Raw genomic sequence first — 14,823 nt, 5'->3', positions numbered from 1 at the left:
ACATGATGGATATTGTGGAATTAAAAGGGAAATGCAAGGATATCCGTAAGGATATTATTAATATGACAGCTGATGCAGCCAGCGGTCATCCAGGCGGTTCTTTATCAGCCGTAGAGCTGATGGCAGCACTGTTTTATACACAGATGCGGGTAGATCCAAAGGATCCGGACAATGAGGACCGGGACCGCTTTGTACTGAGCAAGGGACATGCAGCTCCCTGCTATTATGCGGTATTAGGTGAGATGGGCTTTTTTGACAAAGCAGAGTTCAAGAACTTCCGTCAGCTCCACAGCATTCTTCAGGGACATCCGGATGCCAAAAAGGTTCCCGGAATCGATGCTTCCACCGGATCTTTGGGACAGGGAATCTCCATTGCGGTAGGAATGGCACTTGGAGCAAAAGCCCAGAACAAGGATACAAAAGTATTTACCTTACTTGGAGATGGAGAACTTCAGGAGGGACAGGTTTGGGAGGCATGCATGGCAGCAGCCAACTACCATCTGGACAATCTCACCATCATCATAGATAACAACGGCCTTCAGATCGACGGATCCAATGATCAGGTTATGTCTCTCGGTGATTTATCTTCCAAATTCAAAGCATTTGGATTTAATGTACTGGAACTTCCGGACGGTAACAATCTGGAAGAAGTACTGGCAGCATACTCCATCAGCACCATGGAAGGAAAGCCAAAATGCATCCTGGCACACACCGTAAAAGGAAAAGGCGTTTCCTTTATGGAAAACCAGGTAGGCTGGCACGGTAAGGCACCAAGTGAAGCAGAAAGACAGCAGGCATTAAAGGAACTGGAGGGTTAATGACATGAGTGAAATGAAAGCAATTAGAGTGGCATATGGTGAGGCACTTGCTGAACTTGGCGAGGCAAATGAGAAAGTTGTTGTAATGGATGCGGATCTGGCACATGCCACCATGACTGCGACCTTTGCAGAAAAATTCCCGGAGCGGTTTTTTAATGCAGGAATTGCAGAAGCAAACATGGTTGATATGAGCGCAGGCCTTTCCACCATGGGATACATACCTTTCTGCAGTACCTTTGCCATATTTGGTGCCGGACGTGCTTACGAGCAGGTAAGAAATGGAGTTGCTTACCCTAATTTTAATGTTAAGCTGGGTATGACCCATTCCGGAATTACACTTGGCGAGGACGGCGGAAGCCACCAGGCCATTGAAGATATGGCGCTTATGCGGGTGATCCCCGGCATGACCGTGGTTGTTCCCTGTGATGCCAGCGAGACCCACCGTGCCGTAAAGGCAGTTGCAGAAATGCAGGGACCTGCCTATCTTCGCCTGGCAAGACTTCCAAGCCCGGTGTTTGAAGAGGATATGCCCTTTGTAATCGGAAAGGCAAACGTATTAAAAGAAGGTACGGATGCAGTGATATTTGCTTGCGGCATCATGGTATCTACCGTACTGGAATGTGCAAAGAAGCTGGAAGCAGAAGGAAAATCTGTCACTGTTGTTAATATGCATACCATTAAGCCTATTGACAGGGAATGCATATTGAAATATGCTGAGAAGTGTAAGAATGTGATAACCGTGGAGGAACACAGCGTCATCGGCGGTCTTGGAGATGCAGTCGGCGATGTTCTTCTGGAAAACAAGTGTAACGTAACATTTAAGAAGATCGGTGTACAGGACCGGTTCGGCCAGTCCGGAAAACCGGAAGAGCTTTTAGAGGAATACGGACTGAGTGAGAAACAAGTATATAATCAGATAAAAGGAGTGTTAGAAGCATGAGAATCGCATTAATTAATGAGAACAGCCAGGCGGCTAAAAACGGAATGATTTACAACAGCTTAAAGAAGGTTGCAGATACAAAGGGCTATACAGTGGATAACTATGGCATGTATTCCGCAGAGGACAGCAATTCCCTGACTTATGTACAGAACGGAATCCTGGCAGCCATTCTTTTAAACTCCGGCGCAGCAGATTATGTAATAACCGGATGCGGAACCGGCGAAGGTGCCATGCTGGCATTAAACAGCTTCCCGGGCGTGATCTGCGGTCATGTGTGTGACCCAAGCGACGGCTATATGTTTGCACAGATCAACGACGGCAATGCGATTGCAATGCCATTTGCAAAGGGCTTTGGCTGGGGCGCAGAGCTGAATCTGGAATATACATTTGAAAAATTATTCTCTGAAGAGAGCGGACAGGGCTATCCAAGAGAAAGAGCCATTCCAGAGCAGAGAAATAAGAAAATCTTAGATGTGGTAAGAGAACATACCTTAAAGGACATTCTGACCTGCTTAAAGGGACTTGAACAGGAACTGGTAAAGGGAGCCATTGGCGGCGAGAAATTCAGCGAGCTGTTCTTCGCAAACTGCAAGGATGAATCCATTGCTGAATATGTAAAGAGCCTGCTGGCATAGGAGGTTTCTTATGCTGAAAAATAAACCATCGGGAGTTGCCCATGTGGCAATTCCCACGGATGAGCCGGAAGCAACCGTAGCTTTCTATGAGAATCTGGGATTTACCAGACTGGTGGATGGAGGAATCCGGGGAATGCTGCAGTGCGGAACCTGTGTCATTGAATACTATCCCAGACGCCAGGAGATTAAGCCCATCGGAAACATCGACCACATTGCTTTAACCTGCGAAAACCTGGATGAAGCATACGAGGAAATCGTGGCCCAGGGACATAAACTTTTATCCGACGGAATAGAATCCAACCAGATGTTTGCGCCTCTCCCCAATCGTTTCTTTCTTTTTCAGGGACCGAATGGAGAGAAGATTGAATTTTGCAAAGTTGGCTAGTTACGAATAAATATAACATTTAAGGAGAATTGCCATGAGATTTTTTATCGATACAGCAAATACGGAAGACGTAAAGAAAGCAAACGATATGGGCATCATCTGCGGTGTTACCACGAATCCTTCCCTGATTGCCAAAGAAGGCCGGGATTTCGTTGAAGTCATCAAAGAAATCACATCCATTGTAGACGGACCCATCAGCGGAGAAGTGAAAGCGACAACCGAGGATGCAGAAGGCATGATCGCAGAAGGCCGTGAGATTGCAGCGATTCATCCCAATATGGTTGTAAAGATCCCTATGACCGTGGAAGGACTAAAAGCCGTTAAAGTATTGACTGCAGAAGGAATAAGGACCAATGTGACACTGGTGTTTTCTGCCGCTCAGGCACTTTTGGCTGCCCGCGCAGGCGCGACCTATGTTTCTCCATTTTTAGGCCGTCTGGATGACATCTCCATGCCAGGTATTGATTTGATTTGTGACATCATGGATATTTTTAGGGAACACGGAATAGAGACAGAAATCATTGCAGCCAGCGTCCGTAATCCGATCCATGTCATCGACTGTGCAAAGGCAGGAGCTGACATTGCTACCGTACCTTACAGTGTACTGGTACAGATGGTAAAGCACCCGCTGACCGATCAGGGAATTGAGAAATTTAAGGCGGATTATAAAGCAGTATTTGGTGAATAGCCAGTAGAGTAGTTTAGGGCGAAGCCTTTTTCAGGCTTCGCCCTTTTTTTTATTTCCTGATTCAGGTTTTTAAGTCCATCGGCTGCCGGACCTTCAATCAGGATTTATAGTACTGGGATACAAATTTCACAAAGGTGCCGCTCGATCAGCTCAGCCTTATAGCGCTCTAAAATCGGACGTGAAGAATCAGGAATATATCTTTCTGCGAAAAGCTGCCGAAAAACTTCTTCCCAGGCCTGCTTAACCGCCTCGGCTGTGTGGTCTATGGTAAAAACCCCATACTTGCCCCCTGTGAGGCCGCCAACGTGAACATCCTCTTCCATGGCAGAGTCTCCGCCAGAGTATCCGTCAGGCAGGAGAATACAGGCATCATACCGGCACATTTCGGGCGGTATAATCTGCGGATTATCCTGGGCGATACCCAAAATGACGGAATGACTGTTCATTAAATCCATGGACTTTGCCCAGTGTTTTAAGCGTTCCATGATCACTATATTGCCCGGACCGTAAGGGCCGGTATGCCTGATATAAGCCATGGAGCAGGGAGTAATCTGTTCTATTTTTAAAATCATTGTATTTCCTTCTTTCCTTGTATTAGGACCGATCCTTTTTTACAGTACAATGATATAAAATGAAATGCAACTGAACATTTAAATGTTGTACATTTTTACCAATGGGTACCGCATGGCCAACCGCAGAGGAGAAAACCAGGATATTCTGGTAACCGGCAATTTCAATTTCCGTTCGTGTAAGTATGGATTATCAAAAAAATAGCTTGAAATAACCCGTGCAGAAAAATATAATAACAGTATCGAATGGTACCAATGGAGGAACAAAAATGAAAAATGAGATACTTGCACAAGAACACTGCCCATACTGCAAAAGACATTGTTCTTTAATCGATCCCCACTGCGGAAAGGGAAAAGCTTTGGCGGCAAAGAGAATAAAGGAAGAGAAGAAGGAAAAAGAAGAAAAAAAGGAACCATCTATAGATCCTGAGGCTGATGAATGGAAAGATATCCAGTCTGAAATCAGGCTGATGCGCCTTTGTAAGAACGGCTGCCATCTGCTGCCTGAGCGGAAAGCCGGGAAGCAGGGCGGGAAAGCGGCCAGGCTATATATAGTAGCAGCATTGGCAGAAAAAGGTGGCCTGACCCAAAAGGAGCTTAAGGAAAATTCCGGTCTGCATTTTAAGGAACTGGAAAAAGTTTTGCAAAAGCTGGAGAAAAAGGGCTGCATCATCCGGAAGCCGGATGAAGGAAAAGACATAAAGATTATATTGACCGTTAAAGGATACGAATCGGCCAAAGAACATATGAGAGATTGGAAGAGTGAGAATGACAGTATTTTCTCTCCGCTTACTGAGGAAGAAAAGAGCTCGCTGGAACATATTCTGAAAAAAATTCTGAGATGAACAAACCACACCATGAATATGGCATTTTCCATAAGACCAGGGTTGTGTTTCGTAACAAATTGTAGTACAATGCAACAGGATATCATCCGATTATTACGTTTTTTATCATGCGGCTGCCGCAGGAGGAGCACCATTGAAATACCAGGTAAAGAAAACCAGGTCTGTCAGCCGGATACTGGCACTATTATGTTGTATTGCCTTATTTTTTGGAGAACTGAATGTGCTGGGCATGGACTGGATTCCTGGACAAGCCCTGCAAAAGGGATATGCTCATCCGAAAAAGAAAGATGCGTTTGCTGAATTTCCGGGAGCCTTAGAGGAAGAGGCTGCAGGTGAAACTTTGGTTGATGCCTGGAGCAGGTACTTAATCGGGATCTCACCATTAAAGTATTTGGCGGTCAGGGGATTTTTCCTGTTTGTCCCGCTTATTTTATGGTCGGAACGAACCATGTTGATGAAGGAAGGGTATACTGGCAGAAAATATCTGATCAGGTACATCCATGATTCGGATGGTGAGAAAGGAGTAAGGACAGGAATTTTAAAAAGTATTTAAATATTAATAAGAAAAGAGGATAACCTATGAAGCCAGGTAAGAAAATGCTTGCTGCAATATTAATAGTAATTGCGGCTCTCATTTATGTTGCGGCATTCGGGGCCGGAAGCAGTATTAAGGGCGTACGTGAAATGCGCTACGGCATCGACATCCGCGGAGGAGTGGAGGCAGTATTTGAGCCCCAGGGTCTTGACCGCACCCCATCAGAAAAGGAACTTGATACAGCCAGACAGGTCATAGAGACCCGTATGGATAACCAGAATATCGTTGACCGTGAGGTTACCGTGGATAAAAACGGTGGATATATCATCGTCCGCTTCCCATGGAAATCCGGAGAGACCAATTTTAATCCGGAAGAAGCCATTGCAGAATTAGGAGAAATGGCTGAGCTTACATTCCGCGATCCTGATGGTAATGTGCTGATCCAGGGAAAAGATGTACAGAGCGCAGCCCCTGAGACCGCAAATAACAACGGGATCAAGAGCTATCAGGTAGCTCTTAGCTTTAACGCAGAAGGCTCCAGGCTGTTTGAAGAAGCGACTGGAAAGTTGATCGGAAAACGGATGAGCATTTACATGGATCAGGATCTGATCTCAAGCCCGACCGTACAGACTAAGATTTCAGGCGGTCAGGCAGTTATTACAGGAATGCAGGATTATGATGATGCAAAGAACCTGGCTGAAAAGATCAATGCAGGATCTCTGCCATTTTCCCTTAAGACCACCAATTTCTCCACCATAAGCCCTTCTCTTGGTAACAATGCTTTATCAATTATGGTGTATGCAGGAATTGCTGCATTTTTAGTGATCTGCTTATTCATGCTGGTATTTTACAAGCTGCCAGGCGCTGTTGCCTGTGTTACTCTGGTGTTGCAGACAGTTCTGCAGATGCTTGCCGTCTCTATTCCGCAGTATACCCTTACCCTTCCAGGTATTGCCGGTATTATCCTGACCATAGGTATGGCAGTGGATACGAATATCATTATTTCAGAGCGAATTTCGGATGAGCTTAAAAAGGGTATTTCTGTGAAAGGTGCAGTATTGGCCGGATATAAAAATGCTTTCTCATCTGTTTTAGATGGTAATGTAACAACAGCCATTGTTGCAATCATCCTGATGTTTTTGGGTTCAGGCACCATGCTGAGCTTTGGTTACACGTTATTGATCGGTATGATCGTGAACCTCTTAGTGGGGGTTTCCGTTTCTAAACATCTTTTATTATCCATGATTCAGAATGCTCCATGGAATGATGCGAAATGGTTCCGGATCAGAAAAGATAAAAAAATTATACCGTTCTATCAGAAGAAATATATATTTGGAATTATCTCCGGAGTGGTTATCCTTTCCGGAATTGCAGGCTGCTTCATTTTTGGAGTAAAGCTGGATACCCAGTTTACCGGAGGTGCGGTATTAAGCTATTCCGTATCAGACGAAGCGGATACAGGTAAGATTCAGGCTGCTATTGAAAGGGAAACAAACCGGCCTGTGACGGTTCAGATCAAGGAAGACAACATGACCGGACTTAAGAGACTTTCCGTTACACTTGCTGGCAATTCGGGTATGTCTCCGGAAGACCAGAAAAAGGTAACGGATGCCATCAACAGTACCTCCGAAAAGGTAGATGCAAAGCTGTCTGAGACCTATGTAGTTGAGCCTTATATCGGAGCAAAGGCAATGAAGAACGCAGTGGTAGCCATTTTACTGTCTCTGCTTTTCATTGTTATATATGTTTGGATCCGGTTTTCTGCTATATCCGGTCTACCGGCAGGAGTTACTGCAATGATTGCATTGATCCATGATGTGGTAGTGGTGTTCTTTGTATTTGTGCTGTTCCAGATACCGTTAAACGATGCCTTTGTGGCGGTGGTCCTAACGATTATCGGTTATTCCATTAACGATACCATCGTTATCTATGACCGAATCCGTGAAAACAGAAAGAAAGATTCCAAAATGCCTGTTGATGAGCTGGTAAATGTCAGCACCTCCCAGACACTTGGAAGATCCATCAATACGTCCTGTACCACAGGTATCTGCGTGCTGATCATTCTGGCTGCTTCGGTTTACTTCCAGATCGGATCTATATTGGAATTCTCACTTCCAATGTTCTTTGGTATCATTACCGGATGCTACTCCTCCATTTGCGTGGCAGGTACGCTCTGGGCTATGTGGGAAAAGAAAAAAGAAGTTGCAAAAAAGTAATAAGCGATTTATAAGCTTGTAGAGGCCGCTGCTTTGTCATTTAGTAATTGAAGACAAAGCAGCGGCCTTTTTTGTGTAAAGATGTTTATAAACGATGTCATATGGGATTATTATCTGACGTTAATTAAAATAAATAATTCTTATTACACCATTGAATAATTTGGTAATAAATGTTAGAATATAATATATCGTTTTGCATATCAATGCAATCTGATAGTAAAGAAACAATAGTAAAAACAAGAAAAAAAGGAGGCGTAGATTTGTTAAATAAAGAAATTGTTGCAAAAATAAACAAGCAGATCAATTTTGAACTGTATTCGGCATACATCTATCTGGATATTGCCAACTATTATGCGGACAGTAATTTAAACGGTTTTGCAAACTGGTTTAAGATCCAGACACAGGAAGAGCGGGATCATGCTATGCTCTTTATGAACTATTTACTTAATAATGGAGAAAAGGTGGTACTTGAAGATATAAAGGCTCCTGATCTTGTTTACACGGATTTTCGCCAGCCCGCCATGGCCGCTTATGAACATGAGGTGAAGGTAACGGCCTCCATTCATGATATTTACGGAGCAGCTTACGAAATAAAAGATTTCCGTACCATGCAGTTTCTCGACTGGTTCGTAAAAGAACAGAATGAAGAGGAGAAAAATACGGACGAAATTATAAAGAGATATGACTTATTTGGTAATGATCCTAAGGGATTATATTTACTGGATACGGAGTTAACGACAAGAGTTTATACGCCGCCCTCCCTTGTAATTTAAATATCATAACCATAATTCAAAAGAAGAGCAGTCTCTGCCATGATAGGAGAAGATTTTCATGGTAGGGGATGCTTTTTCTATTTTTACCAAAAAAGTCAGAGAATGCTTTGGAAACGATTTGGACAAAGGGGGAAAGATATTGTGGCAAAACAAAGGGAGAAGATGGAATTGCGCTACTATGCGATTCCGGAGACGGAGGCGGTCCTGGCTCTATTGGGGGAGGATTGGATCCGGGAATATGGAAAGGATATCAAATACCTTCATTTTCATGATCTTATGGAAATTGGATATTGCCACTGGGGGAACGGCGAGGTGGTATTGGGACAAGAACGCCTTCCTTTTTCCGGTCATTCCGTGATGATTGTACCGCCAAGGCTTCCTCATACCACGAGCACTGTGGAGGGGACAAAGGGTTATTGGGAGTGGATGTACATTGATCTGGAAAAAACCGTATCTGAAGTATACGGCTATGATCCGGTGCTCCAAAGTACCGTATTAAAGAGGCTCCATCGTACCGGATACCTTTTGCCAGGGGAGGAGAATCCCGCCCTATCCAGACTGGTTTTGGGAATCATGGAAGAAGTACGTCATAAGAAGCCTTATTACAAAGACAGCATACGGGGATATCTTTATGCATTTGTGGTAGAACTTCTGCGTCTTTCCGATGATGAGGAGCGGATCGTGGGGGGCCGGAGCAGTGATGCTGTTTTAGCAGGCGCCCTGGATTATGTTTCCAGGCATTATCATCATGAAATTAAAGTCAGCAGTCTGGCAGAGGCCTGCAACATGAGTGAAAGTCATTTCCGCCGTGTTTTTGAAGAGGGAATGAATATGAAGCCTTTGGATTATATCAATTTAGTCAGGGTTCAGAGTGCCTGCGAACTGTTAAAAAAGACGGGGAAATCCATGGAAGAGGTTGGTGAAGAGTCGGGATTTGCTTCAATTTCTGCATTTAACCGGAATTTTAGAAAGATATTAAATGTATCCCCTTATCAATGGAAAAAGTCCAAAGAAAATTATGAGGGAAAGCTGCTCCACTGCAAAATCAGCGCTGAAAAAGGCTGGGAATAAGGGAATAATGATCGAATATGCGCATTTTTTAATTGAATCTAAAGACTTTAAATCAAAAAATGTTGGTATAATGAAATTATCATACAAGCCAATTTTTTATGAAAGAGGAGGAGTTTTGATATGAAGAGAAGAATTGCATCCATATTACTGGCTGGGGCCATGGTGGCTTCCTTAACAGCCTGCGGAAATTCCGGCGGTGCAGGGCAGAATGCAGGAGGGAAGACAGGAGATGGGGCTAAGGCAAACGAACTGACTGTCTGGTGCTGGGACCCTGCATTTAACATTTATGCTATGGAAGAAGCGGCAAAGGTGTACCAGAAAGATCATCCGGATTTTAAGCTGAATGTAGTGGAAACGCCTTGGGCTGACGTTCAGACCAAGCTTACAACGGCGGCTACTTCTAAAAACCTGGATACTCTTCCTGATATCCTGTTGATGCAGGACAACGCATTTCAGAAGAATGTAATCAGCTATCCCGACGCCTTTAAGGATTTAACCGGAAGCGGAATTGACTTTTCAAAGTTTCCAAAGGCTAAAACTGCTTACTCTGTTGTAGAAGGGAAAAATTACGGGGTTCCTTTTGATAATGGAGCTGCAATTGCCGCTTATCGTACTGATGTATTAAAAGAAGCTGGATTTACGGATGCAGATTTTACAGATATTACCTGGAGTAAGTATCAGGCCATGGGCGAGGAGATTTTAGCCAAGACAGGCAAACCCCTGTTATCCTGTACGGCAGGAGAGTCCGATCTGATCATGATCATGCTCCAGTCCGCAGGGGGAAGCCTCTTTGATAAGGACGGGAATCCGAGCATGGTTGGAAATGACAAGCTGAAAAAGGTTATCGAGACCTATGTTTCCCTTGTTAAGAGCGGTGTGCTTGTAGAAGTCAATGACTGGGATCAGTATGTTGGAACGATGACAAACAGCACAGTGGCAGGAACAATTAACGGCTGCTGGATCATGGCAAGCATCCAGACGGCAGAAGACCAGTCCGGCAATTGGGCGATTACCAATATACCGAAGCTTGAAGGTGTAGGCGATGCAACCAATTATTCCAATAACGGAGGTTCCAGCTGGGCAGTAACTGCCGGAAGCAAGAATCCGGAGCTGGCTGCAGATTTCCTGTCAAAAACATTTGCAGGAAGCGTACCTTTCTATGAGACCATTCTTCCAAAATCCGGAGCACTGGCAACCTATCTTCCTGCAGCAGACAGTAAGGTTTATGGAGAGCCTCAGGAATTCTTTGGAGGAAAGCCTGTATATGCACAGATCACAGAGTTTGCATCAAAGGTTCCTTCCAATAATACAGGTGTTTATTATTATGAAGCCCGTGATGCGGTAGCAACTGCCATTACTCATGTAGTCTCAGGAGCAGACATTGACTCAGAGATTAAGACAGCAGAAGATACAGTTAAGTTTGCTATGGGTAAATAAAAATAAGAGGGAGGAGGCATTTCAGTGGGAAATTCAAAGAAAAAGCTGTCCTTAGGCCAGAAACAGAGCCTTGCGGGCTGGATATTTTTAACGCCTGCGGTCATCCTGATTGCGATTATGAGCTTTCTGCCCATGATCCAGGCACTGTTCCTTTCTTTCCAGACGGGAATCGGTGCGGCAATGAAGTGGACGGGCGGGACCAATTATGTAAGAATGTTCAAGGATCCTGTGTTTGTGCAGGCTCTTAAAAACAATTTTATCTATTTGATCATACAGGTTCCCATCATGCTGATATCAGCTCTGGTCCTGGCTTCTCTGCTGAACAATAAAGACCTTCGGTTCAAAGGGCTTTTCCGTACCGCGATTTTTCTGCCCTGTGCGACCTCCCTGGTTTCCTATGCAGTAATTTTCCGTTCCTTATTTGCTGTGGATGGGCTGGTTAATATCGTCCTGATAAAGCTTGGGATATTATCCACAGGATACAACTTCCTGGGTCATCCAAATTCTGCCAGGATCGTAATTATCCTGGCCCTGATCTGGAGGTGGACAGGCTATAACATGGTGTTCTATCTATCCGGCTTGCAAAACATTGAGTATTCCGTGTATGAAGCGGCAAAAATTGACGGGGCCTCTCCGTTTCAGTCCTTCTTTCGGATTACGATTCCGTTATTAAAGCCCACCATCCTATTGACGGCCATCATGTCCACCAACGGTACCCTGCAGTTGTTTGATGAGTCCGTGAACTTAACCAACGGCGGACCGGCCAATGCTACCATTACCATGTCCCACTATATTTATAATGTATCATTCAAGTATGTGCCAAACTTCGGGTATGCAGCTTCTATGTCTTACTTAATCCTGATTCTGGTGGCAGTTCTTGCATTTATACAGCTGAAGGTAGGTGATAAGCGTGACTAAGGGAAAAAAGTTTTTAGCCTATGCATTTTTAACCGTTGTCTCTGTCATCTCAGTGTTTCCTCTGTACTGGATGATGGTTGCGGCCACCAATAAAAGTGTGGATGTGTCCAGAGGGACCTTAATATTCGGAACGGCACTTTTTGACAATGTGAAGAAGCTGTTCGCTTCCCAGAATGTAGCTACAGCCCTTGGGAATTCCTTTAAGTATTCCATTATCATGACGTTTATCTCCCTGCTTGTCTGTTCCATCGCAGGATATGGGTTTGAAGTCTTTCATGACAAGGCAAAGGACCGGGTTATGAGCGTGATCCTGCTGGCCATGATGGTTCCCTTTGCAGCGACCATGATCCCTCTTTACCGGATGTTTTCAAGTGCAAGGCTGTTAAACAGTACCCTGGGATTTATACTCCCCACCATATCCACCCCGTTTCTGATCATGATGTTCCGCCAGAGCGCAAGATCCTTTCCGTCGGATATCATGGAGGCGGCAAGGCTTGACGGGTTAAGTGAGTTCCAGATATTCTACCGGATGTTTCTGCCTACCATGCGCTCCACCTATGCGGCAGCTATGACCATTACCTTTATGAGTGCCTGGAACAGTTACCTTTGGCCTAAGGTGATCATGTCCGATGCGAATAGTATTACCATGCCAATGCTTGTGGCTAACTTAACAGAAGGATATGTGACCGATTATGGAATCCTTATGCTGGCCGTATTGGTCTGCACTATTCCTACGGTAATCGTATTCTTCTTACTGCAAAGAAGCTTTGCAGAAGGTATTACAGGAGCAGTAAAATAAAAAGAAATCAAATCAGATGCCGCGGCCGGCTTCCGGATATGGAATCGGCTGCGGTATTTTTTGGGAGAAAAGGAGTAATTAAAATGAAAAATATATGGCACGGAGGGGATTACAGTCCGGAACAATGGCTTCAAGAGCCTGAGATCCTTGAAAAGGATCTGGAATATATGAAAAAGGCCGGGATCAATACGGTTACCATGGGGATGTTTGCCTGGTCTTTTCTGGAGCCGGAGGAAGGAAAATTTGAGTTTTCCTGGCTGAAGGAACGGCTGGACCGGCTCTATGAAAACGGAATATACACCATCATGGGTACCCCATCCGGTGCCCGGCCCAAATGGATGTCAGACAAATATCCGGAGGTGCTGCGGGTCGATGATACAGGGCGGCGCCAACGTTTTGGCGGACGTCACAATCATTGTTACACCTCTCCTGTATACAGGGAGAAGGTGAAGCAGATCAATGAAAGGCTGGTAAAGGAGTTTGGCTCCCATCCAGGAGTTCTTCTTTGGCATCTCTCCAATGAATACGGCGGTGAGTGTCACTGTCCATTGTGCCAGGATGCGTTCCGGAAATGGCTGGAACAAAGGTATGGCTCCATAGACCGTTTAAACAGAAGCTGGTGTACGGCATTCTGGAGCCACGGCTATCTGTCCTTTGACCAGGTGGAGAGCCCTTCTGCCATAGGCGAGAGCATGGTACATGGTTTAAATCTGGACTGGAAGCGGTTTGTGACGGATCAGACCACGGATTTTGCCCGGTGGGAGGCCGACTCTTTGCGGGAGGCGGGAGCGGGGCAGCCGGTTACCACTAATTTTATGTATGACTATCAGGGACTTAATTACCGGAAGCTATCTAAAGCAGTGGATGTGGTTTCCTGGGATACCTATCCTTTGTGGCACAAGGAAAAGGAGATTCTTACGGCCAGGGACAACGGCATGCAGCATGATTTCATGAGAAGCTTAAAGAAGAAACCGTTTCTGCTCATGGAATCCTGTCCCAGCAGCACAAACTGGCAGGGAGTCAGTAAACTTAAAAAACCCGGCCTTTTAAAGCTGGCTTCCTGGCAGGCAGTTGCTCATGGGTCGGACAGTGTCCTGTATTTCCAGATCCGCCAAAGTCCGGGAAGCTCGGAAAAATTCCACGGGGCTGTCATTGACCATTATGGAAGCACAGATACCAGGGTATTTGAGGAGGTCAGCCAAATCGGAGAAGAGCTTGTCCTTCTGGGGGAATTATCCGGGACAGGAGTGGAGTCCAAAGCAGCCCTGATCTATGATGTGGAAAACCGCTGGGCAATGGAAGATGCACAAGGTCCCAGAAATAAAGGACTGTATTATCATGAGACCTGTGTAAAAGTCTACAGCGCCATAAAAAAGCTGGGATTTAATGTGGATGTGATAACCATGGATGACAGCCTGGAGGATTACCAGCTCGTGGCCGCTCCCATGCTATATTTATACCGCAGCGGCATTAAAGAGAAAATAGAACAGTTTGTCCGTAATGGCGGACAGTTGGTAATGACCTATTGGTCCGGAATTGTGGATGAATCTGACAGGTGTTTTCTTGGGGGCGTTCCTCATGGGCTCCGGGAGGTAGTAGGGCTTCGCAGTACGGAAATAGACGGTCTTTATGACTGGGAGAGCAATTATATGGTTCCTGCATCCGGGGAAGACGGTGACCGGTATGAGTGCCGTAATCTCTGCGATCTGGTGAGCCTTCATGGGGCAGAAGCTCTTATGGTATATGAGAATGACTTTTATAAGGGATATCCGGCCCTTACAAAAAATCATTATGGGAATGGAACTGCCTATTATGTATGTGCCGATGCTGGACAGGACTTTTATGACGATTTATTCTGGAAGGTGACTTGTGAAGCCGGAATCCAGCCACTTGTGGAAGGGCTGATACCGGAAGAGGTTGAATTGACTTCAAGGGAATCGGATCAGTATGAGTATCTGTTTTTGCAGAATTTCAGCCAAAAACCTGTTACTCTGGAACAGAAGCTTTTAGACTGCCTTTCAGAGGGAACGGTGCTGCTTGGAGAGATTTCTGATAAGGGAGAAATAGAATCATATGGGACGGTGATTATAAGAAGAATCAAGGGATAAAGTATAAAAGAGCAAGGTATCTGGCGGTTTTCAGCCATTTTCCTTGCTCTTGATTTTTTTATATTATCTAGATTCTGTAATGGCAT

Annotated in this window: 15 protein-coding genes; 14 read left to right on the top strand and 1 reads right to left on the bottom strand. The window is 45.0% G+C overall.

Annotated elements, in window-relative coordinates; all coding sequences use genetic code 11:
- Nucleotides 1–5 precede the first annotated feature (5 nt).
- From ACHZES_RS10030 to fsa, 5 genes are read left to right on the top strand one after another with little or no spacing between them, the layout of a single operon-like run.
- Nucleotides 6–818: a transketolase gene (locus tag ACHZES_RS10030; protein WP_038281157.1), complete on the top strand. Its 813-nt coding sequence runs from the start codon at nt 6–8 to the stop codon at nt 816–818.
- A gap of 4 nt (nt 819–822) precedes the next feature.
- Nucleotides 823–1,758 carry a transketolase family protein gene (locus ACHZES_RS10025; RefSeq protein ID WP_038280902.1) on the top strand — a complete coding sequence of 312 codons (936 nt, stop codon included), beginning with the start codon at nt 823–825 and terminating at the stop codon, nt 1,756–1,758.
- Nucleotides 1,755–2,393 carry an RpiB/LacA/LacB family sugar-phosphate isomerase gene (locus ACHZES_RS10020; protein ID WP_395548083.1) on the top strand — a complete coding sequence of 213 codons (639 nt, stop codon included), beginning with the start codon at nt 1,755–1,757 and terminating at the stop codon, nt 2,391–2,393. The genes ACHZES_RS10025 and ACHZES_RS10020 overlap by 4 nt, the downstream gene beginning before the upstream one ends.
- Nucleotides 2,394–2,403: 10 nt before the next feature.
- The gene (locus tag ACHZES_RS10015; protein WP_038280900.1) at nt 2,404–2,778 is read left to right on the top strand and encodes a VOC family protein; all 375 of its coding nucleotides are present in this window, start codon (nt 2,404–2,406) and stop codon (nt 2,776–2,778) included.
- Between the two features lie 34 nt (nt 2,779–2,812).
- Complete coding sequence (fsa, locus tag ACHZES_RS10010; protein WP_395548084.1) at nt 2,813–3,466, top strand: fructose-6-phosphate aldolase; 654 nt, start codon at nt 2,813–2,815, stop codon at nt 3,464–3,466.
- A 104-nt stretch (nt 3,467–3,570) separates the two neighbouring features.
- On the opposite strand, the gene ACHZES_RS10005 is transcribed toward fsa, so the two are convergent.
- Nucleotides 3,571–4,038, bottom strand: coding sequence for a GyrI-like domain-containing protein (locus ACHZES_RS10005; RefSeq protein WP_395548085.1), 468 nt, complete (start codon nt 4,036–4,038; stop codon nt 3,571–3,573).
- A 266-nt stretch (nt 4,039–4,304) separates the two neighbouring features.
- Here ACHZES_RS10005 and ACHZES_RS10000 point away from each other — a divergent pair, with 266 nt between their 5' ends.
- From ACHZES_RS10000 to ACHZES_RS09960, 9 genes are all read left to right on the top strand, one after another.
- Nucleotides 4,305–4,880, top strand: coding sequence for a MarR family winged helix-turn-helix transcriptional regulator (locus tag ACHZES_RS10000; RefSeq protein WP_395548086.1), 576 nt, complete (start codon nt 4,305–4,307; stop codon nt 4,878–4,880).
- A gap of 133 nt (nt 4,881–5,013) precedes the next feature.
- Nucleotides 5,014–5,433, top strand: a complete 420-nt coding sequence (locus tag ACHZES_RS09995) for a hypothetical protein (protein ID WP_038280896.1) — start codon at nt 5,014–5,016, stop codon at nt 5,431–5,433.
- A gap of 26 nt (nt 5,434–5,459) precedes the next feature.
- Nucleotides 5,460–7,631 carry a protein translocase subunit SecF gene (gene secF / locus ACHZES_RS09990; RefSeq protein ID WP_154522363.1) on the top strand — a complete coding sequence of 724 codons (2,172 nt, stop codon included), beginning with the start codon at nt 5,460–5,462 and terminating at the stop codon, nt 7,629–7,631.
- Between the two features lie 260 nt (nt 7,632–7,891).
- On the top strand, nt 7,892–8,404 hold the full coding sequence (locus tag ACHZES_RS09985; protein WP_395548087.1) for a ferritin: 513 nt from the start codon (nt 7,892–7,894) through the stop codon (nt 8,402–8,404).
- A gap of 141 nt (nt 8,405–8,545) precedes the next feature.
- Nucleotides 8,546–9,475 (top strand): helix-turn-helix domain-containing protein, encoded by a 930-nt coding sequence (locus ACHZES_RS09980; RefSeq protein ID WP_395548089.1) that lies wholly within the window; start codon nt 8,546–8,548, stop codon nt 9,473–9,475.
- A 120-nt stretch (nt 9,476–9,595) separates the two neighbouring features.
- Nucleotides 9,596–10,912, top strand: a complete 1,317-nt coding sequence (locus ACHZES_RS09975; RefSeq protein ID WP_395548090.1) for an ABC transporter substrate-binding protein — start codon at nt 9,596–9,598, stop codon at nt 10,910–10,912.
- Between the two features lie 24 nt (nt 10,913–10,936).
- Nucleotides 10,937–11,830, top strand: coding sequence for a carbohydrate ABC transporter permease (locus tag ACHZES_RS09970; protein ID WP_038283771.1), 894 nt, complete (start codon nt 10,937–10,939; stop codon nt 11,828–11,830).
- A complete protein-coding gene (locus ACHZES_RS09965; RefSeq protein WP_038283769.1) occupies nt 11,823–12,629 on the top strand; it encodes a carbohydrate ABC transporter permease in 807 nt (268 codons plus the stop codon). Before ACHZES_RS09970 ends, ACHZES_RS09965 begins: the two co-directional genes overlap by 8 nt.
- 83 nt (nt 12,630–12,712) lie before the next feature.
- Nucleotides 12,713–14,737 (top strand): beta-galactosidase, encoded by a 2,025-nt coding sequence (locus ACHZES_RS09960; protein ID WP_395548092.1) that lies wholly within the window; start codon nt 12,713–12,715, stop codon nt 14,735–14,737.
- Nucleotides 14,738–14,823 lie beyond the last annotated feature (86 nt).

Source organism: Lacrimispora sanguinis, from assembly GCF_044987295.1.
Taxonomy (GTDB): Bacteria; Bacillota; Clostridia; order Lachnospirales; family Lachnospiraceae; genus Lacrimispora; species Lacrimispora celerecrescens_B.
Note: the sequence above shows the minus strand (reverse complement) of the source record. Positions and strands in the feature narration are given on the sequence as shown.

Bases quoted from the DNA above. Each gene is read 5' to 3' on its own strand.
- ACHZES_RS10030 (WP_038281157.1), top strand. From the start codon at position 6: ATGGATATTGTGGAATTAAAAGGGAAATGCAAGGATATCCGTAAGGAT.
- ACHZES_RS10025 (WP_038280902.1), top strand. From the start codon at position 823: ATGAGTGAAATGAAAGCAATTAGAGTGGCATATGGTGAGGCACTTGCT.
- ACHZES_RS10020 (WP_395548083.1), top strand. From the start codon at position 1,755: ATGAGAATCGCATTAATTAATGAGAACAGCCAGGCGGCTAAAAACGGA.
- ACHZES_RS10015 (WP_038280900.1), top strand. From the start codon at position 2,404: ATGCTGAAAAATAAACCATCGGGAGTTGCCCATGTGGCAATTCCCACG.
- fsa (WP_395548084.1), top strand. From the start codon at position 2,813: ATGAGATTTTTTATCGATACAGCAAATACGGAAGACGTAAAGAAAGCA.
- ACHZES_RS10005 (WP_395548085.1), bottom strand. From the start codon at position 4,038: ATGATTTTAAAAATAGAACAGATTACTCCCTGCTCCATGGCTTATATC.
- ACHZES_RS10000 (WP_395548086.1), top strand. From the start codon at position 4,305: ATGAAAAATGAGATACTTGCACAAGAACACTGCCCATACTGCAAAAGA.
- secF (WP_154522363.1), top strand. From the start codon at position 5,460: ATGAAGCCAGGTAAGAAAATGCTTGCTGCAATATTAATAGTAATTGCG.
- ACHZES_RS09975 (WP_395548090.1), top strand. From the start codon at position 9,596: ATGAAGAGAAGAATTGCATCCATATTACTGGCTGGGGCCATGGTGGCT.
- ACHZES_RS09960 (WP_395548092.1), top strand. From the start codon at position 12,713: ATGAAAAATATATGGCACGGAGGGGATTACAGTCCGGAACAATGGCTT.